Origin of the sequence: uncultured Veillonella sp. (genome assembly GCF_963543145.1) — a bacterium.
Lineage (GTDB): Bacteria > Bacillota > Negativicutes > Veillonellales > Veillonellaceae > Veillonella.
This window is the reverse complement of sequence record NZ_CAUTZP010000003.1, coordinates 42,162-63,424: the sequence shown is the minus strand read 5'-3', so window position 1 is coordinate 63,424 and position 21,263 is coordinate 42,162. Positions and strand designations below refer to the sequence as shown.

15 protein-coding genes are annotated in these 21,263 nt (G+C 40.6%); 2 read left to right on the top strand and 13 right to left on the bottom strand.

Features of this window, described 5'->3' with window-relative positions:
• Positions 1-23 precede the first annotated feature (23 nt).
• The 5 genes from gltB to RWZ05_RS02525 form a co-directional block, all read right to left on the bottom strand.
• The gene (gene gltB, locus RWZ05_RS02545; RefSeq protein WP_314641807.1) at positions 24-4,607 is read right to left on the bottom strand and encodes a glutamate synthase large subunit; all 4,584 of its coding nucleotides are present in this window, start codon (positions 4,605-4,607) and stop codon (positions 24-26) included.
• 504 nt (positions 4,608-5,111) lie between these two features.
• Positions 5,112-5,984 carry an RluA family pseudouridine synthase gene (locus RWZ05_RS02540; RefSeq protein ID WP_314641805.1) on the bottom strand — a complete coding sequence of 291 codons (873 nt, stop codon included), beginning with the start codon at positions 5,982-5,984 and terminating at the stop codon, positions 5,112-5,114.
• 1 nt (position 5,985) lies between these two features.
• The gene (eis, locus tag RWZ05_RS02535; protein WP_314641803.1) at positions 5,986-7,179 is read right to left on the bottom strand and encodes a GNAT family N-acetyltransferase; all 1,194 of its coding nucleotides are present in this window, start codon (positions 7,177-7,179) and stop codon (positions 5,986-5,988) included.
• Between the two features lie 159 nt (positions 7,180-7,338).
• Positions 7,339-8,274: a phosphatidylglycerol lysyltransferase domain-containing protein gene (locus RWZ05_RS02530; RefSeq protein ID WP_314641932.1), complete on the bottom strand. Its 936-nt coding sequence runs from the start codon at positions 8,272-8,274 to the stop codon at positions 7,339-7,341.
• A gap of 100 nt (positions 8,275-8,374) precedes the next feature.
• The gene (locus RWZ05_RS02525; RefSeq protein ID WP_314641802.1) at positions 8,375-9,493 is read right to left on the bottom strand and encodes an efflux RND transporter periplasmic adaptor subunit; all 1,119 of its coding nucleotides are present in this window, start codon (positions 9,491-9,493) and stop codon (positions 8,375-8,377) included.
• A 111-nt stretch (positions 9,494-9,604) separates the two neighbouring features.
• On the opposite strand from RWZ05_RS02525, the gene RWZ05_RS02520 reads away from it, so the two are divergent.
• The gene (locus RWZ05_RS02520; protein WP_314641799.1) at positions 9,605-10,456 is read left to right on the top strand and encodes an aldo/keto reductase; all 852 of its coding nucleotides are present in this window, start codon (positions 9,605-9,607) and stop codon (positions 10,454-10,456) included.
• A gap of 135 nt (positions 10,457-10,591) precedes the next feature.
• On the opposite strand, the gene RWZ05_RS02515 is transcribed toward RWZ05_RS02520, so the two are convergent.
• From RWZ05_RS02515 to RWZ05_RS02505, 3 genes are all read right to left on the bottom strand, one after another.
• Positions 10,592-10,930, bottom strand: a complete 339-nt coding sequence (locus RWZ05_RS02515; protein ID WP_314641797.1) for a branched-chain amino acid transporter permease — start codon at positions 10,928-10,930, stop codon at positions 10,592-10,594.
• The gene (locus tag RWZ05_RS02510) at positions 10,923-11,588 is read right to left on the bottom strand and encodes an AzlC family ABC transporter permease (RefSeq protein ID WP_314641930.1); all 666 of its coding nucleotides are present in this window, start codon (positions 11,586-11,588) and stop codon (positions 10,923-10,925) included. Before RWZ05_RS02510 ends, RWZ05_RS02515 begins: the two co-directional genes overlap by 8 nt.
• A 250-nt stretch (positions 11,589-11,838) precedes the next feature.
• Positions 11,839-13,005, bottom strand: coding sequence for an iron-containing alcohol dehydrogenase (locus RWZ05_RS02505; RefSeq protein ID WP_314641795.1), 1,167 nt, complete (start codon positions 13,003-13,005; stop codon positions 11,839-11,841).
• A 258-nt stretch (positions 13,006-13,263) separates the two neighbouring features.
• On the opposite strand from RWZ05_RS02505, the gene RWZ05_RS02500 reads away from it, so the two are divergent.
• Complete coding sequence (locus tag RWZ05_RS02500) at positions 13,264-14,082, top strand: MetQ/NlpA family ABC transporter substrate-binding protein (protein WP_295213225.1); 819 nt, start codon at positions 13,264-13,266, stop codon at positions 14,080-14,082.
• A 73-nt stretch (positions 14,083-14,155) separates the two neighbouring features.
• On the opposite strand, the gene RWZ05_RS02495 is transcribed toward RWZ05_RS02500, so the two are convergent.
• From RWZ05_RS02495 to RWZ05_RS02475, 5 genes are all read right to left on the bottom strand, one after another.
• A complete protein-coding gene (locus tag RWZ05_RS02495; RefSeq protein ID WP_314641794.1) occupies positions 14,156-14,971 on the bottom strand; it encodes a nitroreductase family protein in 816 nt (271 codons plus the stop codon).
• Between the two features lie 610 nt (positions 14,972-15,581).
• Positions 15,582-17,135, bottom strand: a complete 1,554-nt coding sequence (locus RWZ05_RS02490; protein ID WP_314641792.1) for a nitrite/sulfite reductase — start codon at positions 17,133-17,135, stop codon at positions 15,582-15,584.
• Between the two features lie 285 nt (positions 17,136-17,420).
• A complete protein-coding gene (locus RWZ05_RS02485; protein ID WP_314641790.1) occupies positions 17,421-18,812 on the bottom strand; it encodes a cation:dicarboxylate symporter family transporter in 1,392 nt (463 codons plus the stop codon).
• Positions 18,813-19,088: 276 nt separating this feature from the next.
• A complete protein-coding gene (locus RWZ05_RS02480) occupies positions 19,089-19,817 on the bottom strand; it encodes a lactate utilization protein C (RefSeq protein WP_314641787.1) in 729 nt (242 codons plus the stop codon).
• Positions 19,817-21,262, bottom strand: coding sequence for a LutB/LldF family L-lactate oxidation iron-sulfur protein (locus tag RWZ05_RS02475; protein ID WP_314641785.1), 1,446 nt, complete (start codon positions 21,260-21,262; stop codon positions 19,817-19,819). The genes RWZ05_RS02480 and RWZ05_RS02475 overlap by 1 nt, the downstream gene beginning before the upstream one ends.
• Position 21,263 lies beyond the last annotated feature (1 nt).

Genomic DNA, 21,263 nt, shown 5'->3' with positions numbered 1-21,263 from the left:
AGAATATGTAGTAAGATTAGAAATTATTTTGCATATTTTTCTTTGAATGCAGCTAATTGAGCTTCTTCCAAGGATAAACCTTGTTCTTTGAAGCGTTCAATAGCAGCATGCATTTCTTCATATGCTACTGGTACAACTTTTGTAAATCTGTTTACAAAGTTATTCCAGTTTTCAAGGATGTGACGGCCTTTAGCGGAGTTAGTATGCAATACGTGTTGTTCTACTAATTCTTTAATACGTTTAAGGTCATCATTATTAGCAGGACGTAATTCTACGAGGCCTGTATTTACATAGCGTTCATCGCAATCGAGGATGTACGCATAGCCACCGGACATACCTGCTGCAAAGTTACGACCGATTTTACCAAGTACGAGTACTTCGCCACCAGTCATGTATTCACAACCATGGTCACCTACGCCTTCTACAACGGCAGTGATACCACTGTTACGAACGGCGAAACGTTCACCAGCTACACCGTTGATGTAGGATGTGCCAGAAGTAGCACCGTAGAACGCAACGTTACCAATAAGGATGTTTTCATCAGCTTCGAAGATAGATTTCTTAGGTGGATATACAGTGATAGTACCACCAGACAAACCTTTACCGAGATAATCGTTTGCATCCCCTTCAAGTTCTAATGTCATGCCTTTAGGGATGAAAGCACCGAAAGATTGACCTGCAGAGCCTTCGAAGTTTAACTTGATTGTGTTATCAGGCAAGCCACTTTCACCATAGCGACGAGTCACCTCAGAACCAACCAAAGTACCTACTACACGGTTAATATTGTTAATAGCTAATTTAGCACGAATAGGTTTTTGGTCCTCAATAGCAGGACGGCACATACGCAAGAGTTTGGACATATCCAATGTGCGTTCCAATTCATGATCTTGATCAACAGTATGCATGTGACCTACAGAGGAATCGATGTATGGACGGAACAATACGCGTTTGAGGTCAACGCGAGACAATTTGAAGTTATCATCTTGAGATTTTTGACGAACGAGGTCAATACGACCAACGAGTTCAGCTACAGAGCGAATACCTAAGCGAGCCATGATTTCGCGCAATTCACGAGCGATGAAAATCATCAAGTTTTCTACATACTCAGGTTTACCAGTGAAACGAGCACGTAATTTTTCATCTTGTGTAGCTACACCATAAGGACATGTGTTGAGATTACATACACGAGCCATCTTACAACCTACTGCAACGAGTGGCAACGTACCAAAGCCAAATAGCTCAGCACCTAGCATAGCCGCTATAGCTACGTCGAAACCTGTCATCAACTTGGAGTCTACTTCTAATTGAACGCGGTCACGCAATCTATTGAGCATCAATGTTTGATGCGTTTCGGACAAACCTAATTCCCAAGGCACACCAGCATGTCTTACAGACGTACGGCCTGCTGCGCCTGTACCACCGTCGTAACCAGAGATTAAGATATTGTCAGCTTTTGCTTTTGCAACGCCAGCAGCGATAGTACCAACGCCAGCTTCAGATGTCAATTTAACAGAAATACGTGCATCTTTGTTGACGCATTTCAAATCATAAATCAACTCAGCCAAATCTTCGATGGAATAAATATCGTGATGCGGTGGTGGAGATACAAGCTCTACACCTGGCGTAGAGTGACGAGCTTTTGCAATTTCAGGGTATACTTTTTTACCTGGCAACTGGCCACCTTCACCTGGTTTAGCACCTTGTGCACATTTAATTTGCAATTCTTTTGCGTGGATGAGGTAGTTCGCAGTGACACCGAAACGACCAGAAGCGATCTGTTTTACTTCGGAGTTCATGCTGTCGCCGTTTGGCAATGGTTTGAAGCGAGCTACATCTTCGCCACCTTCACCAGAGTTAGATGTAGAGCCAAGGCGGTTCATAGCGATAGCAATCGCTTCATGCGCCTCTTTACTGATAGCACCATAACTCATAGCGCCCGCTTTAAAGCGTTTTACGATAGATTCTTCAGGTTCAACCTCTTCAATAGGAATACCACCGCCTACTGGGTAGTTCAATTCCATCAAGGAACGCAATGTAACGTGGTAATCATTGCGAATTGCTTTAGAATACTCTTTATATTTTGCATAGTCGCCATTGATAAGGGATTCTTGTAAAAGATCGATAGTCTTAGGGTTAAACAAATGCTCTTCCCCGTCTTTTACAGGACCATACCAACCACCTGGTTCAAGTACAGTTTCGTCGGATTTAAAGGCGCGGTCAAAACGAGCCAATGCTTCATTAGCAACGCCTACAAGACCAATACCACCAATACGTGTTGGTGTATTTACAAAGAACTTGTTAATGAAGTTTGTATTCAAACCTAAGGCTTCAAAGATTTGTGCACCATGGTAGGAACGAACTGTAGAAATACCCATTTTGGACATAACCTTCATGATGCCACCTACAGCTGCTTTGATGTAGTTTTTTTCTGCTTCTTCAACCGTAATATCGCCAAGGCGTTTACGAGCTTGCAAATCACGTACTGTTTCAAGAGCCAAGTATGGGTTGATAGCGGTTACACCATAACCAATTAATGTACAGAAGTGATGAACTTCTCGAGGCTCACCAGATTCAAGAATAAGACCGATTTCTGTGCGCAACACTTTATTGATCAAGTGATTATGAACAGCTGCTACAGCCAATAATGCTGGAATTGGTGCATGATTTTCATCGACGCCACGGTCGGATAAAATCAATACATTTTGCTCTGTACGTGCCGCTTCTTCTGCTTTTTCGCATAATTCATTCAATGCATCACGCAAACCATCTGCACCTTTAGTTGGGTCGAAGAGGATTGGCAATGTAACGGATTTCATGCGACGACAGTCAAGAGCCTTGATGGATGCCAACTCTTGGTTTGTAAGAATTGGTGTACGCATAGATAACGCATACGTACCAGCTTTGTTTGGATCTGTTAAGTTACCAGAGTTACCAAGCATTACGCGCGTAGATGTAACCATTTCCTCACGAATAGAGTCGATAGGTGGGTTTGTTACTTGCGCGAACATTTGCTTGAAATAGCTATACAACAATTGTGGTTTGTCGGACAAGATAGCCAATGGAGCATCGGCACCCATAGCACCTACAGGATCCTTACCATCCTTTGCCATAGGTACAATCATACGTACAAGATCTTCTTGAGTATAACCAAAGGCTTGTTGATTTTTGAACAAGTCTTCTACTTTTGGAATGTCGCTTTCATCAGCTTGCGTAATTTCAGACAAGTGAATAACGTGCTCTTTTACCCATTCATCATATGGCAATTCAGTGGCAACGCGTTGTTTGATTTCCTCGTCAGAGATAATACGTTGTTCCTCTGTATCGATGAGAAGCATTTTACCTGGTTCTAGACGACCTTTAGCGCGAATGTTTTCAGCATTTTCGTTTACTACACCAACTTCGGAGGCCATGATTACACGGTCATCAGTTGTTACATAGTAACGAGCAGGACGCAAACCATTACGGTCAAGTACGCCACCGATAACAGTACCATCTGTAAAGCCCATAGCCGCAGGGCCATCCCATGGTTCCATCATAAAGCTATTGAACTCGTAGAAATCATGTTTTTCTTTGCTCATGAGATTGTGGCGTTCCCAAGGCTCAGGAATCATCATCATAATCGCATGAGGCAAGGAACGGCCTGTCATATGCAAGAACTCTAGCGTATTATCGAACATAGCGGAGTCAGAACCGCTGTCATCAACTACAGGGAATACCTTTTTAATATCTGGGAATAATGGAGATTCTGCTTTACCTTCACGCGCATTAATCCAGTTTACGTTACCGCGGATAGTGTTGATTTCACCATTATGCACTAAGAAACGGTTAGGATGCGCCCGAGCCCAGCTTGGGAATGTATTCGTACTGAAACGAGAGTGAACCATAGCCAACGCAGATGTGAAATCAAGGTCACTCAAATCAAGGTAGAAGTCACGCAATTGACCAGGTGTTAACATACCTTTATATACGATTGTTTTAGAAGACAAAGAGGCGATATAGAAGTCGCTAGATAATTCCTTGCTCAACGGAATGATACGTTTTTCCGCCAATTTACGGATGATATACAATTTACGTTCGAATTCTTTATTATTCGTTACATCTGGACCTTTACCGATAAGAATTTGAATCATCCAAGGACGAATGGCAGCCGCCTCTTGACCAACCTTTGTACCATCAACTGGTACTTCACGCCAGCCGAGAACAACTTGGCCTTCTTCGCGAACAACCTCTTCAAAAATGCGTTTTTGCTCGTTACGGAGACTTTCATATTTATGGGCAAAGACCATACCTACGCCGTACTCGCCTGCTGCAGGCAAGTTGATACCAAGCACTTCGCATTCGCGTTTAAAGAACTCATGTGGAATTTGTACCAAAATACCGGCACCATCCCCTGTGTCTTTATCGGCACCTGCACCACCGCGGTGCTCAAGGCGCTCTAAAATACGCAACCCATCATCGATAATATCATGGGATTTTTTACCCTTAATATTAACGACAAAGCCCATGCCGCACGCATCTTTTTCAAATTGGCTGCTGTACATACCATTGGCTTCGAGTCTAGCTTGATCTAGACGTTGTTGCTTAATTGTGCTCTGATTCATATCCATAACGTGCACTCCTTCATATCACTTGATCATCCCAAGCACTGCGGCATCGTTCCGTTCGGTCTTGGTGAAAGTATAAACTATAAACTACATCTAAAGAACCCTCTATATAGTGCCATTATCAACTCATTACAATCGATAACCTCATCTAAATTTTAAATTCTATAGAATTTTTGTCTATACATAGTATACTCCTGTCCACTGTGTATTGAAAATATAAAAAAAACATAGTCCATGACTTTAAGTCATAGACTATGATTTTTTATCACTATTGTTTTTTGTATACATGAATACACAATCATCAATGGATATCTTTCTTTATCATCGATTGAGCTTTTTTTATTTTACTTGGCACGCTCTATGTCCACATCTAGCAATTGAGCTTTTTTTATTTTACTTGGCACGCTCTATGTCCACATCTAGCAATTGAGCTTTCTTTATTTTACGTGGCACGCTCTATGACCACATCATCATATAAATTATAATTGATAGAATTTATAAATACAATCAGGACTTTTCACAGCCAAAATTATCCCCTACTTCACAGCTCACTGTGATAGACTCATCCTTACCATAAGGTATGAAAGTGATTTCTGATGCATGCAAACATTGGCGCGTGTATGGTTTATTACGCGTACCATACATAGCATCACCAACAATAGGATAACCGATATGTTCCATATGTACACGAATTTGATGCGTTCGACCTGTGAGCAATTTAAATCGCAATAAAGTATGATTTCCATCATGACTAAGAACGGTATACTCCGTTTGTGCCGGTTGACCAAATTCATCGATGACACGGCGATTATCAAATACAGGATCTACACCGATAGGCGCATCCACAACGCCATCCGAAGCAATGCTACCTTCTACAAGGCCAGTATATATGCGATCGATACGACCAGACTGTAGTTCATCTGTGTAGTACTGCTGCGCTTCCTTAGTTTTGCCAAAGAGAATGCACCCAGAGGTATCGCGGTCCAGGCGATGCACAGGACGCACCTTATGAACTATGCCCTTTTTCGCATAATAACCCGCCACATAGTTGCTCAATGTACAAGACTTTGTTTGACCTGCCGGGTGAACGAGCATAAAGGGATCCTTATTAACTACCAAGGTATGAGCATCTTCGTAAAGAACCGTAATAGGACCCTTTTCTACATCTACCCCATAATCCTTATCCTGTGGCAGTTCCAAGGTTAATACATCACCTTTTTTGAGGGAACGCTGAGAATGGGCTACACGGCTGTTTACCTTTACCCGTTTCTTGCGGAACATCATTTGAATATCCCGAGAGGATAGAGAAAATCGTTCCTTTACATATTTAGAGACTGTTAATTCTGTCGGTTCTTTTACCGTATATGTTTTCCAGCTCATATTACCACCACTCGTTAATATATGTTTTTTGTTCAGGATAGAGGATATCGAAATAATCTAGCCATTCTTGTCCTACTGAAAGCTTACCTTCAAAGGCAAGGTCACGTGCTGTTAATGTGCCCATCAAAAGTTGGCTCAAAGCGCCTACTTCAACAGTAAGATCGACTTCACCTTCAAGCGTATCAGATACTTTCTTAACAGTTGGAGTTAACCCGCCGCCGTATTGTACTTCGTAGCGCCCTTCATTCCATGCACAAAGGCTATCTTTAACACCAAAGGTCAAAGTAATAGGCATCATCAATGCCTCTGGATTTACAGGGATTGCTTCAAGAGCCGCTTTCACATCAACAATGCGACTCATCATATACGGCATAGTAGCATGGCCACTTCTACCATCTGGATAGAAACGATAATATGTATCGTGAAGACCTTCATTCCAACGGATAGAAGTGCCTTGGGAGCGATGATTGTAGAAATAATTGAGTAATGCTCGTTGTGCACGGCGTGTAGTATAAACGAATTCAGAAACAGGGATTTCAGGTTGGCCTAAACGATATACCGCATATCCTTCAATGATACTTTCATCATTGCGTACAACGGCGATGTTTACGCCTTCTCCGAAGAAGCTACCAAGCAAACGTTTCCATTCCTTTTCACCGCGCTCCGCATAACCAGATAAACGCGCTGTATACGCTTTATATACTGGATCTAACAAGGTCCATTGGTCTACGCTATTAAGCAAGCCAAAACTCAACATTTTATCCGTCATAGGGCGCAAGTCTTCAAGAGACATGGTGTTCACCCATTGATGAGCATAAAGTTCCCAACCATATTGTTGATAGAACGCCGCCTTGGATGGCATCAAAATCGTTATAGCTTGACCGCGCTTACGAAGTTCCTCTAATGCAGCAGTCAATAAGGCCCCACCTACACCACCACGGCGAGCCGCAGGATGTGTGGCAACACCTACCATATAACTTGTAGGCAGTATAGCACCGCGTACATTAAGATTATATTGACGCAAATGAACAGTACTCAACAATTGGCCTTGTTCAAGGCCTACCATTGTATTTTCAGGTTCATAACAATTTGTAAAATAATATTGGAAGAATGGATCTTCCTTAGGTTCAAAACAGTACGCCCAAAGGTTTTCCACATGTGGCGTATCTTGGGCCGTTGCAATTCTAAATTCCATAAGTTTATCCTCGTTTAGTATAAAAAACGCTCTCTATCTGTTACATCGCATCGCATCGCATCGCCATGATGATACACAATGTATAGTCAAATAGATAGGCTAATACTTCTATTATAACAAAAGGAGCTATGAAGCACATCGGCTTCATAGCTCAAATTTTTATTTACCGCCTGTTGCATTATCTGCTTCATTAGCATAAACAGCGTCATATTTTTCAGCAAAGTGATCTGGGTTATAAGATTCTTTTGCTTGACGAAGGCCAGGCAAGCCCATGTCTTCTTCACGGTTGATGAATTCCACATCACTAAATTCATGACGAATGAATTCATTATTAATCGCTTGATACAAACCACGAATATCTGGATTTGCTTTTTCAATATGAATCAACGCCATTTTATCATTCAACAATTCACCGATACTGAAAGCTTCCACACGACCAAACAGTTTAATAGCGCCGCCTTTAAGGCCTAGTGCTTCCCAGTTATCAAACAACAAATTGATTGCTACTAATTCATCTTCGATACCTTCTTCGTGGTGAGTTTCCACCCAAGATGCTGCTGTTTCGCGACATAATGGAATAATATCTTCCGTAATTGGCAAGTACTCATAGTTGGAATATTGCATACGGAATTGGTTCAAATGATTTTTCTTTTGACGGAATTTCTTACCCGACAAATTGATAAGATCTTCAGTCTTGTAAATGTATTCGTAGTTATCACGGTCAGGTGTGAACTCATAGCGACCAGGACAAAGTTCTTCCATACGCTCTTTTACTGCTTTACTAACACCTTTAAAGCGGAATGGCAATTTATTTTCTACGAACCATTCCTTAGCGCGCAATAAACCATCAAGGAATTTTGCATCTTTACCAGCAAATGGAGGCAATAGGAACGGTTCACGCTTACCGCCACCTTGAATGTACAACACGCCATTTTCTTCAGCCCAACGGATGCCGTACGGATCTTGCCACATGAACAATGTAGTGAAACAGTTATCAGATGCTTCATAATGATGTTGTTCAAAATACTTATCGATTAATGGTTTATCTCTTAATTCAAAACGTTTAAATTCTAAAATAATAATCCCTCCTATCAGATTCCTCTTACGAGGTTACTTTTACAGTATGTGAAAGTTTTCTTGCAGTCATGCATTCAACATAAATTAAAACGCTAATATAAAACCTTACGGTTCGTAATTACAATTTTACAGATTCGCCTAACTCAAAGGTTCCATCAGTTGTGATAACCTTGTCACCTGCGTTTAGACCAGAAATAATAGCTACAGCATCATCTTCTGTGATGCCTACCTCTACTACGCGTACGTCCACTGTATTATTTTCAGTCAATACATACACATATTTGCCGTCTTGGTTTTCACGAACAGCCTTACTTGGAACGGTTAACATCTTCGCCTTTATATCAGACTCGATGATGAGCGTATAGAACTCACCAGCCTTGATAAGACCTTTGTCATTGTTGAAAGTAGCTTTCACAAGGACACTTGGAACATTTTCTGGCTGAGTCACATCTACATACGTCAATTCACCTGGCAATTCTTGATCACCGACCTTGAGAAGTACCTTGATACCTTTTTTAGCATCAGGCGTACCGAGTTTCATCGCCGCATCACGAGGGATGCTGAGAGATGCTACCATCGGTGTGGTTTGTTGTATCATCATAAACGGGCGGTCAGCAATGGCCATTTGACGGTCTTCATTATAAATGGCTGTTACCGTCCCAGCTATAGGAGCTACAATTGTAGATGCAGCCATTTGTGCCGATACTTGAGCGATTTGTGCTTCTATAGCTGCTACATTAGCGCCACCGCCACCACCGCCAGTTGTTACTGTCGTAGTTTGTGGTTGAGATCGTTCCACAATGCGATCATATTCTTTTTGTGTAATCATGCCCGCTTCACGCATTTTCTGTGCCTGTGCTAATTGAGCACTATCTACGGACGCCGCCGCCGTAGTCGTCACAGTTGTCGCATATGATTGCGATTGAGCTTGTGCTAACTGTCCTTGTAAGGATGCTAGCTGTTGTTGTAAAGCCGATGTATCTACAGTTGCCAAGGTTTGGCCTTGTTGTACTTGGTCGCCTACTTTCACAGCATATACGACCTGCCCAGTCAAAGTCGGTGTTACCGTCGCCTTATTAAGGGCTGTCACATTGGCCTCATTATGAATCTGCAACGGCATATCCTTGTATGTTACCTCTGCAACGGATACGGTTTTTGTACCACAACCGGCAATGACCAGCGCCATTATCATAACACTAAGAATAGCAACTACAGAACATAAACGATTGATTTTCATTCTGTCACTTCCTATCATATTGATTTTTATCAATACCTTAGTATATCATAAAATCAATTAGAATTGTATGAAAGCTAATTCCTTTAATTTATGGATATAACGGAGGTTCTTATGGAAGAACGGATGGACTTCAGAATATTAAATAACGGCAGCTTTATTCCCTCTATCGGTTATGGCACATATAAAACAGGTACTGAAGGAGAAACAGAGCAAGCCGTTGCTAATGCACTTAGCGTAGGTTACCGCTTGCTCGATACAGCCGCTTACTACGGCAACGAAGAAGCCGTTGGCAGAGGTATCAAAGCATCTGGCGTTAATCGTACAGATGTCATTATTACTACAAAAATTTGGCACACCGATGCGGGCTATGATAATACGATGCGCGCTGTTGAAAGTTCTCTAAAAAAATTAGACACTAATTATATCGACATCATGCTCGTTCACCAACCTCTAGGCGATTACTACGGCTCCTGGCGCGCCATGGAGGAGTTGTACGACCAAAACGTATTGCGTGGTCTAGGGCTCTCTAACTTCTACGAAGATCGCCTCATCGACTTACTATATCACTGTAATGTAAAACCTGTGGTAAACCAAATCGAGTGCCACCCATTCAACCAACGTCAATCCTTATTACAATTGATGCGTAAACATCAAGTAGTAGGCATGGCGTGGTCACCATTTACCCGTGATCGCCAACCAATTTTCGACCACCCCATCATCAAAAGCTTGGCTGAAAAATACGGCGTTAGTAAACACCAAATCATCTTGCGTTGGCACATCCAACGAGGCATCATTCCATTGCCAAAGGCAAATACTGTAAGCCATATGGAAACTAACTTCAATATATTCGACTTCAAACTCACTAACATCGATATGGACGTTATGGAATTATTAGATCAACAAGACTTCTTGGAAGACCACCACACGGCACCAGGTCTAGAAAGACTATTGCAACTTAAATAGAATATAAAAACAGAACCACTTATATCATCTTCCTTATGGAATAGATATAAGTGGTTTATTTTAGTTTGGTTTATTTTAGTTTAGTTTATTTTAGTGTAGTCTATTTTAGTCTGGCTTATTTCAGCGTGCCTTATTTTATTTCGGCACATTAAATACGACTTGTATAAGTATCATGTACACTACAGTGCCTGTTCCAATAGATACAAGCATATTTCGTTTCCATAAATGTAAGCCTACGGTAACAAGCAATGCAATCAATTCAGGTATTCCGTATGGATACGATAGGACAACGGTTTCTTTAAATGTATATACAACGAGCATCCCCATTACAGAGGCAGGTAGCGCTTTACCAAGATAGAGAACAAAGTCTGGAGCCTTTTTGCCGGGTGGAAATATGAGAAACGCCCCAAAGCGAGTCAATAATGTACCCGCTACTACGATAGCAACGGTCATAACCATTTCAAAACTAGTCAAGGCGCACACCTCCCCACTTATACGCAATATAAGAAGCTACGAGCATACAACTCATCGAAGTAAGCATAAAGAGGGATTTACCTACCACTAATAGCATAATAAGTGCTACTACGGCACCCGCTACACCAAAGGCTTTAATCCTATTATTCTTAGCATTCAATAACATTTCAAGGAATATAACAATAAATAGGCCCGGTAATACGAAATCAATACCCCGTAAATCTACAGTAGCCAACAAATTCCCGAATAAGCCCCCTACAAGAGTACTAAATACCCAGAATACATAGTTAAGCCAAGATACATGGAAATAGAACCACTTTTCATCTACATCTTCTGGAAGTTTAGTTGTAGCGTTGATAGCAAAGCTTTCATCACACATCCAAGCCACGGTAGGAAACCATTTCCAACCCATATTAACATAGCGTTGTAACATAGACAGTCCATAGAAGAAATGACGCCCATTAACAAACAAGGTCAACATAAACGTATTCACTGGATCAAAGCCTGCCATGAGCATGCCAATAGTTACGAATTCCATAGAGCCTGCGAAAATAGTGGCTGCTAAAACAGGCGCGGTCCACCACGGGAAGCCTTGGCTCGTCGCATACAGACCAAACCCTAACCCTATGAAAAAGAAGCTAATCCCCATAGGAATCATAATAGGAAGTGCAAAGGAGAAGGCACTTCGCCGCTTTATTTCACTCAAATGATTTCCTCCTTTCAAAATCATACATCATGTATTATGTAAACGATGGTCAAAACTAATCTTAGACCTCTTCGCCCTCTTCCAAACACTAAAACAAATTCGAACAATAATAAAAGACACCATAAGGTGTCTTTTATGTAAGCTATTATATTATACATTGTATATAATTAGTGTCAAATTTTGATGGCTTTAATCAAATGTATTATAAAGCGCGCGTTAAAATTTCACGAGCTACTGCTGGTGTTACATCGCCTTTTTCACCGAGTTGTGTCATACCATGATCTTCTAATTGTTTCACAATTTTATCAACTGCTTCTTCTCCAAGACCATAGTCTTTCAAATGCGTAGATACACCAAGAGACTCGAAGAATTCACGAGTTTTAGCAATAGCCTTATCTGCTTTTTCTTCGTTTGTACCTTCTGTAATATGCCATACCCGCGTAGCATATTGCGCTAGTTTTTCAAGCTTGTCTGCTTTTTTCACTTCTAACAATGCAGGCAATACAATAGCTAATGTAATACCATGGTCGAGATGGTACGCCGCAGTTAACTCATGACCAATAAGATGTGTTGCCCAGTCTTGTGGCACACCAGCACCAATCAAGCCATTTAACGCCAAGGTAGAAGCCCACACGTGGTTAGCACGAATATCGTAGTTTTCTGGATTCTCTACTGTTTCTTTGCCGATTTCAATCATAGTTTTCAAAATACCTTCACTGAAACGATCTTGAATACGGCCTTCTACAGGATATGTTAAATATTGCTCTGTAGTATGTACAAATGTATCGATAACACCATTCTTAACTTGTTTTTCAGGCAATGTGAAAGTCAATGTCGGATCAAGCATGGAGAACTTAGGAAATACTAAGCTACTGAATACAGGGTATTTACCGTCCCCATAAGTAATAACTGCACCATTGTTCATTTCAGAACCAGTCGCAGGAAGTGTCATAACTGTACCAAATGGTAATGGATTTGGTACCATCTCTACTGGAACCTCTGGCACACCAGCTCTCATAACATCAATGACAGGACCATCATAGGTAGCGCCCATAACGATAAGTTTTGTAGCGTCTACTACAGAACCGCCGCCTACAGCGAGCACGAAATCTACTCTATGTTCTTTAATGAAAGCTACTGCACGTTCACAAGTTTCAAAAGATGGGTTTGGCTCAATACCGCCGAATTGTTCTACCTTGCGGTTGCCAAGTGCCTCCACAATGCGATCAATAAGACCACTGCGCACAGCAGATCCGCCGCCGTAAGTAATGAGTACCTTTGCATCCTTTGGCACCAATACATCTAATTCATCTAAACGGTCTTTACCAAATACGATATGGGTTGGATTATAAAAATCAAAGTTAAACATGGTAGCCTCCTATATTTCCCAAAATTTACGGTTAGATTATTTGTAATACTTATATTAAATTGTAATGGATATATTAAACCGTAACGTTTAAATTAAGTTGTATAAAACTTATTGATTATATTATATCACTTTTCGAGATTTTTAGATATGCTAAAGCATATAACTTTAATCTATAGCTAACTAATAGATATTTCTCTATATACAAAACCCAACTTACATGATAGGATATTTACATATATTGTAGAAAGGGATGGTTATATGAAATTAAAAACATTATTAGCGCCATTACTTATCGGTGCTCTTGTATTTGCTATCGCTGGTTGTGGTAGTACATCAAATCAATCAACACAAACACCTAAAGAAATCAAAATAGGTGCTACATCTGGCCCTCATGCTCAAGTAGCTGAAGCAGTTGCTAAAGAGGCTAAAAAACAAGGAATCGATCTTAAAGTAGTTGAATTTTCAGACTATGTAACACCTGATAAAGCCCTTGCAGATGGCGATATTCAACTAAACGCTTATCAACACGTACCATTTATGGAAAACTTTAACAAACAAAATGGTTCCAACTTAGTAGCAATCGGTAAAACCATTTTAGTGCGTATGGGCTTATACAGTAATAGCGTACACAGCGTACAAGACGTACCTGAAGGCGCTACTGTTTCTATTCCAAATGACCCTACAAATGGTGGTCGTGCATTAGCCTTATTAGCTAAAGCTGGGTTAATTACATTAAAAGATGGTGTCGGCTTCAAAGCAACTGTTGCAGATATCACATCTAACCCGAAAAATATAAAGATTCAAGAACTAGAAGCAGCTCAATTACCTCGTAGTCTAGATGATGTAACAATTGCAGTTATTCCAATGAACTATGTACAAAGTGCTGGTCTTAATGTAGAAAAACAAGGCTTCTTCTTCGAATCTAAAGATGAACCATTAACAGTTATGGTACTTGCGGTACGTAGTGAAGACAAAGACAACGAAACTTACAAAAAAATTGCAGACATTTACAAATCTGATGCTATTAAACAATACATCGACGAAACATTCAAAGGCACTATTACAACTGCCAACTAATATAATTTATAGCATCACTGTATAGCTAAAAAGAGATACTTCAATGATTACAATCATTGAAGTATCTCTTTTTTTACTCTTCTGTATCAAATGTAACGTCCAATGGTTGACGTTCCACAATATTGCGGTAACGAACCTTTGGATAGCCCATTAAGATACCACCAGCAATGATTTTATCTTCAGGCACACCTAATAGCTCCAATAATGGTTCATATTCTGCTTTCCCAGCATGTTCAAAGAAGCCTGCCCAACAAGTACCTAAGCCTAATGTTGGTGCATACAACTCTGCATAAGACAAGCAAGAATGACCACTATCGTGAGTACGATGAATATCCTTTTTAGAACCGATAGCCACTACTAACGCAGGCGCATCGCGCAAGATATATTCCTTGCCCTTATCCACTTCAGCCTGTGCTGCACGAGCATAAAGACGCATAATCGGCACAGTCTTCGCAGCTAAATGCATCCACTCAAGAACGAGATCTGCAATGCGGCGCAACTTTTGTTTATCCCGAATTACAATATAAGAAATACCTTGTGTATTTGTTGGTGTGGGAGCCATTCTCGCAACATTTAATACCTTGCGAATAAGCTCAGCAGGAACTGGTTTATTTTGGTAATTACGAATAGAGCGACGGCTGCGTAAGAATAACTCAGCTTGCTCTGGCGTTAACTTTTGTTCTTTTGTGATATCGATTTGCTCTTTACGTGGTGTCATATCACTATCAAGAGCAAGTGTAGGGCAGACAGAAATACAATGCCCACAGGAGATACAACCTCCTTTGCCAGTTACAGGCCCATTTTCGGACATCACTAGCAAGCCTGTCGGACAGTCAGCTACGCAAAGGCCGCATCGTGTACAGACTTCTGTATTGACGGTAAATAACATCTGATAAATCCTCCAAACACTACTATAAAGCCCATTATAACACAATCAATCAAGGGTTATCTAGACAACATATGCTTTTCAAGGTTATTCTCCCTATTTTGATGGGGCCCTATTTCATTTCTACAACCTAGTAAAAAAAGTACAAATATACTTGCTTGCTCCGTCCTTCGCAAAGTCGCTGCACAAGTATATTCGTACTTTTTTATAATTATATTTATAAAGGCGTCCCATCAAAATAGAACTACACACTTAAATACATAACACCTAGATAAGCCGATTGTTCTATGTAAAAAGGCTTTAAACTAATGGCGCCACGCCCACCATGTGGGAAAAAATAGCCTGCAGCTAGGCTTTATAGTAGTGGTGCCATGCCCACCGTAGGGGAAGGACTAGCCTGCGGCTAGTCCTTCCCTTCCCCCATCATATAAAAGCATATTGAGTAAATGTCATATGTAGCTTGTGATGGGACTAGTTAATAGTAGGCGCTCAAATAATAAAAAGAGTTCCCTATGCAGCGACTTTGCGAAGAACGGAGCAAAGAGGGAACTCTTTTTATTATTTATTGAGTTGTCGCAATATAACGAGGCCCCATCACAAGCGGAGGAGGAATTTACTCAAATGCTTTTATAAGTTCCATGTATTCCGCTTTGTGTGTCATTCTCCATGTACCAAAGTCTGGTTCTGGAGATTGGTTCAGGATGTTTGCCAAGGCTTCTAGGAATTCTGGGATTTTTGTGGCTACGATATTACCTGCCATTTTACCGAAGTTTTCGGAGCCCATGTGTTCGGAACCACCGTCTACGAGGATGAATGCTACTGTAGGTTTCTTGTCTACTAGTTTTACAGCGCCATGGAAACCAATTTCACCGATTTGGTGTGTACCACAGGAGTGTGGACAGCCGGAGATGTGTAAACGAGGTAGTTTACTTGTGTCTACACCTTTTTCTTCAAGGTGTTCGAAGATGTCTTTCAAAAGACCATTGGAGTCTTGCATACCAATTTGGCATACTGTAGAGCCTACACAGGACACGGAGCGACGGAAGTCATTTTCTGCACTGTCATCTGTTAATTCTGCAATTTTACGAGCCTCATCAGCAGTAAGGTTGATGAAGAACAATGCTTGGTCCGGCGCAATACGAGCTTCCACTTGATCCAGTGTTACTGCATAATCGAGAGCAGCCAATAGATGTTCTACATTAGCGTCGCCACCTGCCGGATGGTATTCAACGTAGTATAAACCTTCTTGTTTTTGACGGTGAATACGATCATTTTCCACAGAATTATCACGCTTACCTGTTTTTGTAATTTCATAAGCATAATCAGCAGGATTAATTGTTAATTGTTCAACTTCTTTCACCATCGCCAATGTTTCTTCATAGGTCTTGATGAAAGCTTCCGCTCCACCCATTTCAGCAGGCATGTAGCGAGTACGAGCCTTACCACGGTTTTTGAAATTTCCATGGTTAGCAAAGACCATAAGCATAGCTTTCACATGGTACAAAACATCCTCAGGCGCCACATCGTGCACTACAGGAATACCAATGCGAGGATTTGGGCCAATACCACCACAAGCATATACATCAAAGGTATTGTGTTTTGTTAAATTGAAACCAAGGTCCTTGAATGTAGCATGAGGCGTACTATCGAAGCCATTATCGATACCCATTTTAAATTTGCGAGGAATTTTGATGTAGAACATTTGCTCTAGAAGGAACTCGCTAATAGCCGTTGCATATGGCGTAATATCTAAGGTTTCACGAGGATCAATACCGCGTAAAATACTAGCTACCACATTTGGATTGTCCCCACCAGCACCGCGGTTATAGATACCGTGATCATAACATTCTTTATATAGATTTAAAATTGTATCACCATCGAGGCCATGCATTTGCAAGCATTGGCCAGTAGTAAAATGTACGTGTTGTAAGTTATATTTACGGATAGAGTCAGCTAAGAACTGCATGTGCTGACGAGTCATGCGTCCCCCATTGAAACGCCAACGGCTCATACCAGAGTTTGCACCGCGTTCCGCGTAGCTACCATAGGTACCAGATTGGCCTTTATAGTCTGCAATAGACATTTCTTTCTTATAGAATTTATGCGTCATATCTTCAAACTTTGGATAATCCGCAATTAATCGATCTTTCAATTCTTGTGTAATCATACTATTACCCTCTTGGCTTATATCTATTAAGCATAATACAAAACTTTGTATTGCTAAGTATACCATACACGCACACGTATGTTAGTAGCCATGCTCACAATTTTAATATCAATTACAAATAACATTCTTTACAATCTGTAATAATAATTATTTTTAATAAAATACTACATCAATATATAGTAGGTTTTAAAAACCAAAAAGAACAGTCCTAAGACTGTTCTTTTTATTATGATTAGTTCTGAAATTGTATTGATTACTTTTATATACTATCCACAATGTAAAAATTTATACACTGCCTTCATTAGGATTGTTGTATGCGTCTTTATCAATAGTACCCATAATTTTATCTACTACGAGAGCATTTGTTAAGGAACCGGATACGTTCAAGCATGTACGGCCCATGTCGATCAATGGATCGATAGCAAGGATTGGGCTAATGGATGTGAAGTACGCACCAAGGCCTGTACCACTAAGAGATACGGATGCAGCCATTGTAGCTGTACCAGGAACACCAGCGATACCAACAGAACCGATGGCGATAACAATAACACTCATGATGTACATAGTCAAATCGAATGGAATATTTGCTACATTAGAGATATATACCACTACAAGTGCGGGGAATACGCCGGCACAACCTTGCATGCCCGCAGTAGTACCGAAAGATGCTACTGTATTAGCTGTTGTAGCATTTACACCAAGACGTTTTGTCAATGTTTCCACAGTCAATGGCAATACGCCCATAGAGGAACGGGATGTGAAAGCTAACAAGAGCGGAGCTTTTGCTTTTTTGAAGTATGTAATCGGATTGTAACCAAAGCTAGCAATCAAGATAGCTTGAACAACGAACATAATCAAAAGACCAACGTAAAGCAATACTACGAAGAGACCCATGTCTAAGATAGCTTGCAGGCCACGTGTTGCCAATGTGGATGCCAATAAAGCAACTACGCCGTATGGCATAAGACCAATAATGAAGTCTGCAACCCAAGAAATTAATTGGTGAAGTTCATCAAATAGCTTAGTAAAGATTTCCATGCTATTTGTGCCTGTTTTCTTCAATAAGCGAGCAACACTACCCAAGATAATAGCAAATATCACGATGCCAATAACATTAGTTTCAGCAGCTGCTTGAATTGGATTGCTTGGAATCAAAGCACGAAATGTATCAACCATTGGTTTGATTTCTCGAATCTTTTTACCAGATTCAACTACATCAAAACCTTGACCTAAACCAAAGGCATTACCCAAGATAAGACCAACGATAGCAGCAACAGCTACCATGCCAAGGTTTGTAGATACCATGGCAACTACTAACTTTTTAAGGTTAGCACCCGCCTCCATGTGCAAGATAACATGGACGATAGAAATAAATACAATAGGAATAACAAGCATACGAATCAAATCAATGAAACCGCCACCCACTAGAGAGAACCACTTAGTACTTTCTTTGATGTAAACCACTTTAGATGGATCATCTGGGAAGCCCGCAATGATTTGAACTGCAATACCGAGTACGGCACCAACAATGGTACCAATAATAACGAGATTACCAAAGGATGTGCCCTTGCGTTGCAACACATAAATACCGATTAACGCAAGTACAAACACTGCGATAATACCAATACTTAGTGGATTGCTTAACATGAGGTAATCTGTAAAGAATGGAATATTCATAATACACCTCTTTAATTCATATCACAATAATAGGTTATGGACTAAGTATAGCATATATCGAAAATTTTACAAGTAAAATAATACGAATTTTATGAGTTTATCTATGCAGAATCTGCAAGTTCCATAAACACATTAATCTCCATAGCTCTACAGGCGCCTATACAGTTCCAAGAGAGCTCTACATCACAATAGAAATTAACAGATATAAAAAAGGTGACCTTCCTAAGGAAGATCACCTTTAAAGTGATTCAGTTATAGCTATACCTAGTTAATGTATTAGCGTTTAACCAAAACGTAAGTTACTTGGATAGGACCATGAGCACCATCTACAGTAACCAACTCAATATCAGCTGTACGGGATGGCCCAGAAATCAAGCAGATATTTGTAGGGAATTTGGATGGATCCTTATGATAACGTTCAGCCAAATGTTCCATAGTTTGAGTCATACGTGGATTAATTGTATCAGTGTACAATACAGCAATATGTGTTGTAGGCAACAAGCTGATAGCACGGCCAGATTCTTCACCAGATGCTTGTACTACAGTAGCTGTTTCAGCAATACCGCAGTATGGGAATGTAATACCGATATCTGCATTGGCAGTGTTGGAGATACATTCTTCACGGCCTTTAGCTGGGTCCCATTGGAAGTATGTACGAGTGCCGCCATTATTAGCTGCATCTTGTTCGAATAATTCTTTTAATTTATATTCGTCTACTTCAGGAGTGCTTGGGAATACAATCTTACCATTGCCCCAGTCTTCGATAGCTGCCAAAATTGTTTCACCTAATTTATCAGGTGTAGTTTCAACGAATTTTGTACCAACACGTTGACATTGTTCCTTAAACATTGTCAAAATTTGATCTTGATTCAAATCTTTGAACATAGTTTCTTGAGGACCATGGCTGTAATCAAAGCCCTCTACAAATGCAGGGCACATTTCTTGATCACGGCCTAATGCACGAGATAAACGTGCAATAAATTGTTTACGTTTAGCTTCATCCATTATTTTTTCTCCTTCTTCTTGTTCTTTTCATGTTCAGCATATAAGTCACGGAATTTCTTGAACTTCAATGTACCCATTTCTTTAGATTTAGTCCAGCCGTTCATAACTGGAATAGCTTGAGTCCATGTAGGCATATTGCCTTCTTTGTTACTAATCAAGTTCATGCCGATAGCGCCAGCTTTTGTACCAAGGTCGAATAATGTGGAGTTACCAAACATCTTAGCCGCTGCAGTGAAGATTGCTTCTTCTGCTTTCGGACGAGTTTTTTCGATGTCAGCCATAATATGACGGTGTTCCATCAATAATTCATGCAATGGAATAGCTACTGGACAGTTTTCTGTACATGCACCGCACAATGTGGAAGCATATGGAAGATCGCCTGCTACGTCGTAACCTTTGAACAATGGAGTCAATACAGCACCCATTGGACCTGGATATACGGAGCCATAACCGTGACCAGAGATGTGACGGTATACAGGACAGATATTCATACATGCACCACAACGGATACAACGTAACATTTCTTGGAATGTACCACCCAAGATACCGGAACGACCGTTATCGATAATGATGATATGAGTTTCTTCAGGACCGTCAGCTTCGCCAGCACGACCAGGACCAGTCATCATGGAGAAGTAGTTGGAAATTTTAGCACCTACTGCAGAGCGGTTCAACATTTCCATCATTACGTCAAGAGCTTTGAAGTCAGGAACGATACGTTCTGTACCCAAGAAGATTACTTGAGTCTTAGGAATGGAACTAGCCATACGACCGTTACCTTCGTTGGAAACGATTGTACAAGTACCGGATGCAGCAACTGCAAAGTTACAACCGTTAACGCCTACGTCAGCTTTCAAGAAGCGTTCACGTACATAACCACGTACGAAGTGAGTCATTTCTGTAGGGTTTTCGGTGCCAGTATAACCTAATTTTTCAGCAAAAATTTCACGGATTTTGTTACGTTCAAAGTGAAGCCCTGGTACTACGATGTGAGATGGTGGGCTTACTGCAGTTTGCAAAATAAATTCAGCCAAGTCAGTTTCATTTACTTCGATACCAGCTGCTTCTAATACTTCGTTCAAGCCAATTTCTTCAGTTAAGATTGTTTTGGATTTAACGATCATTTTAGCTTCGCGTTCGCGAAGGATATCTAAAGCGATTTGAGTTGCTTCTTTATCATCGAATGCAAAGTGAACTTTAGAGCCTGCTTTTTCGGCATTCTCAGCAAATTGATTTACATAATAATCTAAGTTATTAAGTACATGATCACGTAGTTTTGCAGCTTCTGCGCGGAAATCTAACCATTCAGGAACATCCGCAACCATTGCATTACGTTTATCATAAAACACGTCTTGTGCTTTTTTGATAGCTGCAACTTTGAAATCATCAGCCAAACATTCTTGTATACGTGTTTTATAGGGGCGATTGTCATATATAAGTGCCATG

Bases quoted from the DNA above. Each gene is read 5' to 3' on its own strand.
- gltB (WP_314641807.1), bottom strand. From the start codon at position 4,607: ATGGATATGAATCAGAGCACAATTAAGCAACAACGTCTAGATCAAGCT.
- RWZ05_RS02540 (WP_314641805.1), bottom strand. From the start codon at position 5,984: ATGAGCTGGAAAACATATACGGTAAAAGAACCGACAGAATTAACAGTC.
- eis (WP_314641803.1), bottom strand. From the start codon at position 7,179: ATGGAATTTAGAATTGCAACGGCCCAAGATACGCCACATGTGGAAAAC.
- RWZ05_RS02525 (WP_314641802.1), bottom strand. From the start codon at position 9,493: ATGAAAATCAATCGTTTATGTTCTGTAGTTGCTATTCTTAGTGTTATG.
- RWZ05_RS02520 (WP_314641799.1), top strand. From the start codon at position 9,605: ATGGAAGAACGGATGGACTTCAGAATATTAAATAACGGCAGCTTTATT.
- RWZ05_RS02510 (WP_314641930.1), bottom strand. From the start codon at position 11,588: ATGATTCCTATGGGGATTAGCTTCTTTTTCATAGGGTTAGGGTTTGGT.
- RWZ05_RS02505 (WP_314641795.1), bottom strand. From the start codon at position 13,005: ATGTTTAACTTTGATTTTTATAATCCAACCCATATCGTATTTGGTAAA.
- RWZ05_RS02500 (WP_295213225.1), top strand. From the start codon at position 13,264: ATGAAATTAAAAACATTATTAGCGCCATTACTTATCGGTGCTCTTGTA.
- RWZ05_RS02495 (WP_314641794.1), bottom strand. From the start codon at position 14,971: ATGTTATTTACCGTCAATACAGAAGTCTGTACACGATGCGGCCTTTGC.
- RWZ05_RS02490 (WP_314641792.1), bottom strand. From the start codon at position 17,135: ATGATTACACAAGAATTGAAAGATCGATTAATTGCGGATTATCCAAAG.
- RWZ05_RS02485 (WP_314641790.1), bottom strand. From the start codon at position 18,812: ATGAATATTCCATTCTTTACAGATTACCTCATGTTAAGCAATCCACTA.
- RWZ05_RS02480 (WP_314641787.1), bottom strand. From the start codon at position 19,817: ATGGATGAAGCTAAACGTAAACAATTTATTGCACGTTTATCTCGTGCA.
- RWZ05_RS02475 (WP_314641785.1), bottom strand. From the start codon at position 21,262: ATGGCACTTATATATGACAATCGCCCCTATAAAACACGTATACAAGAA.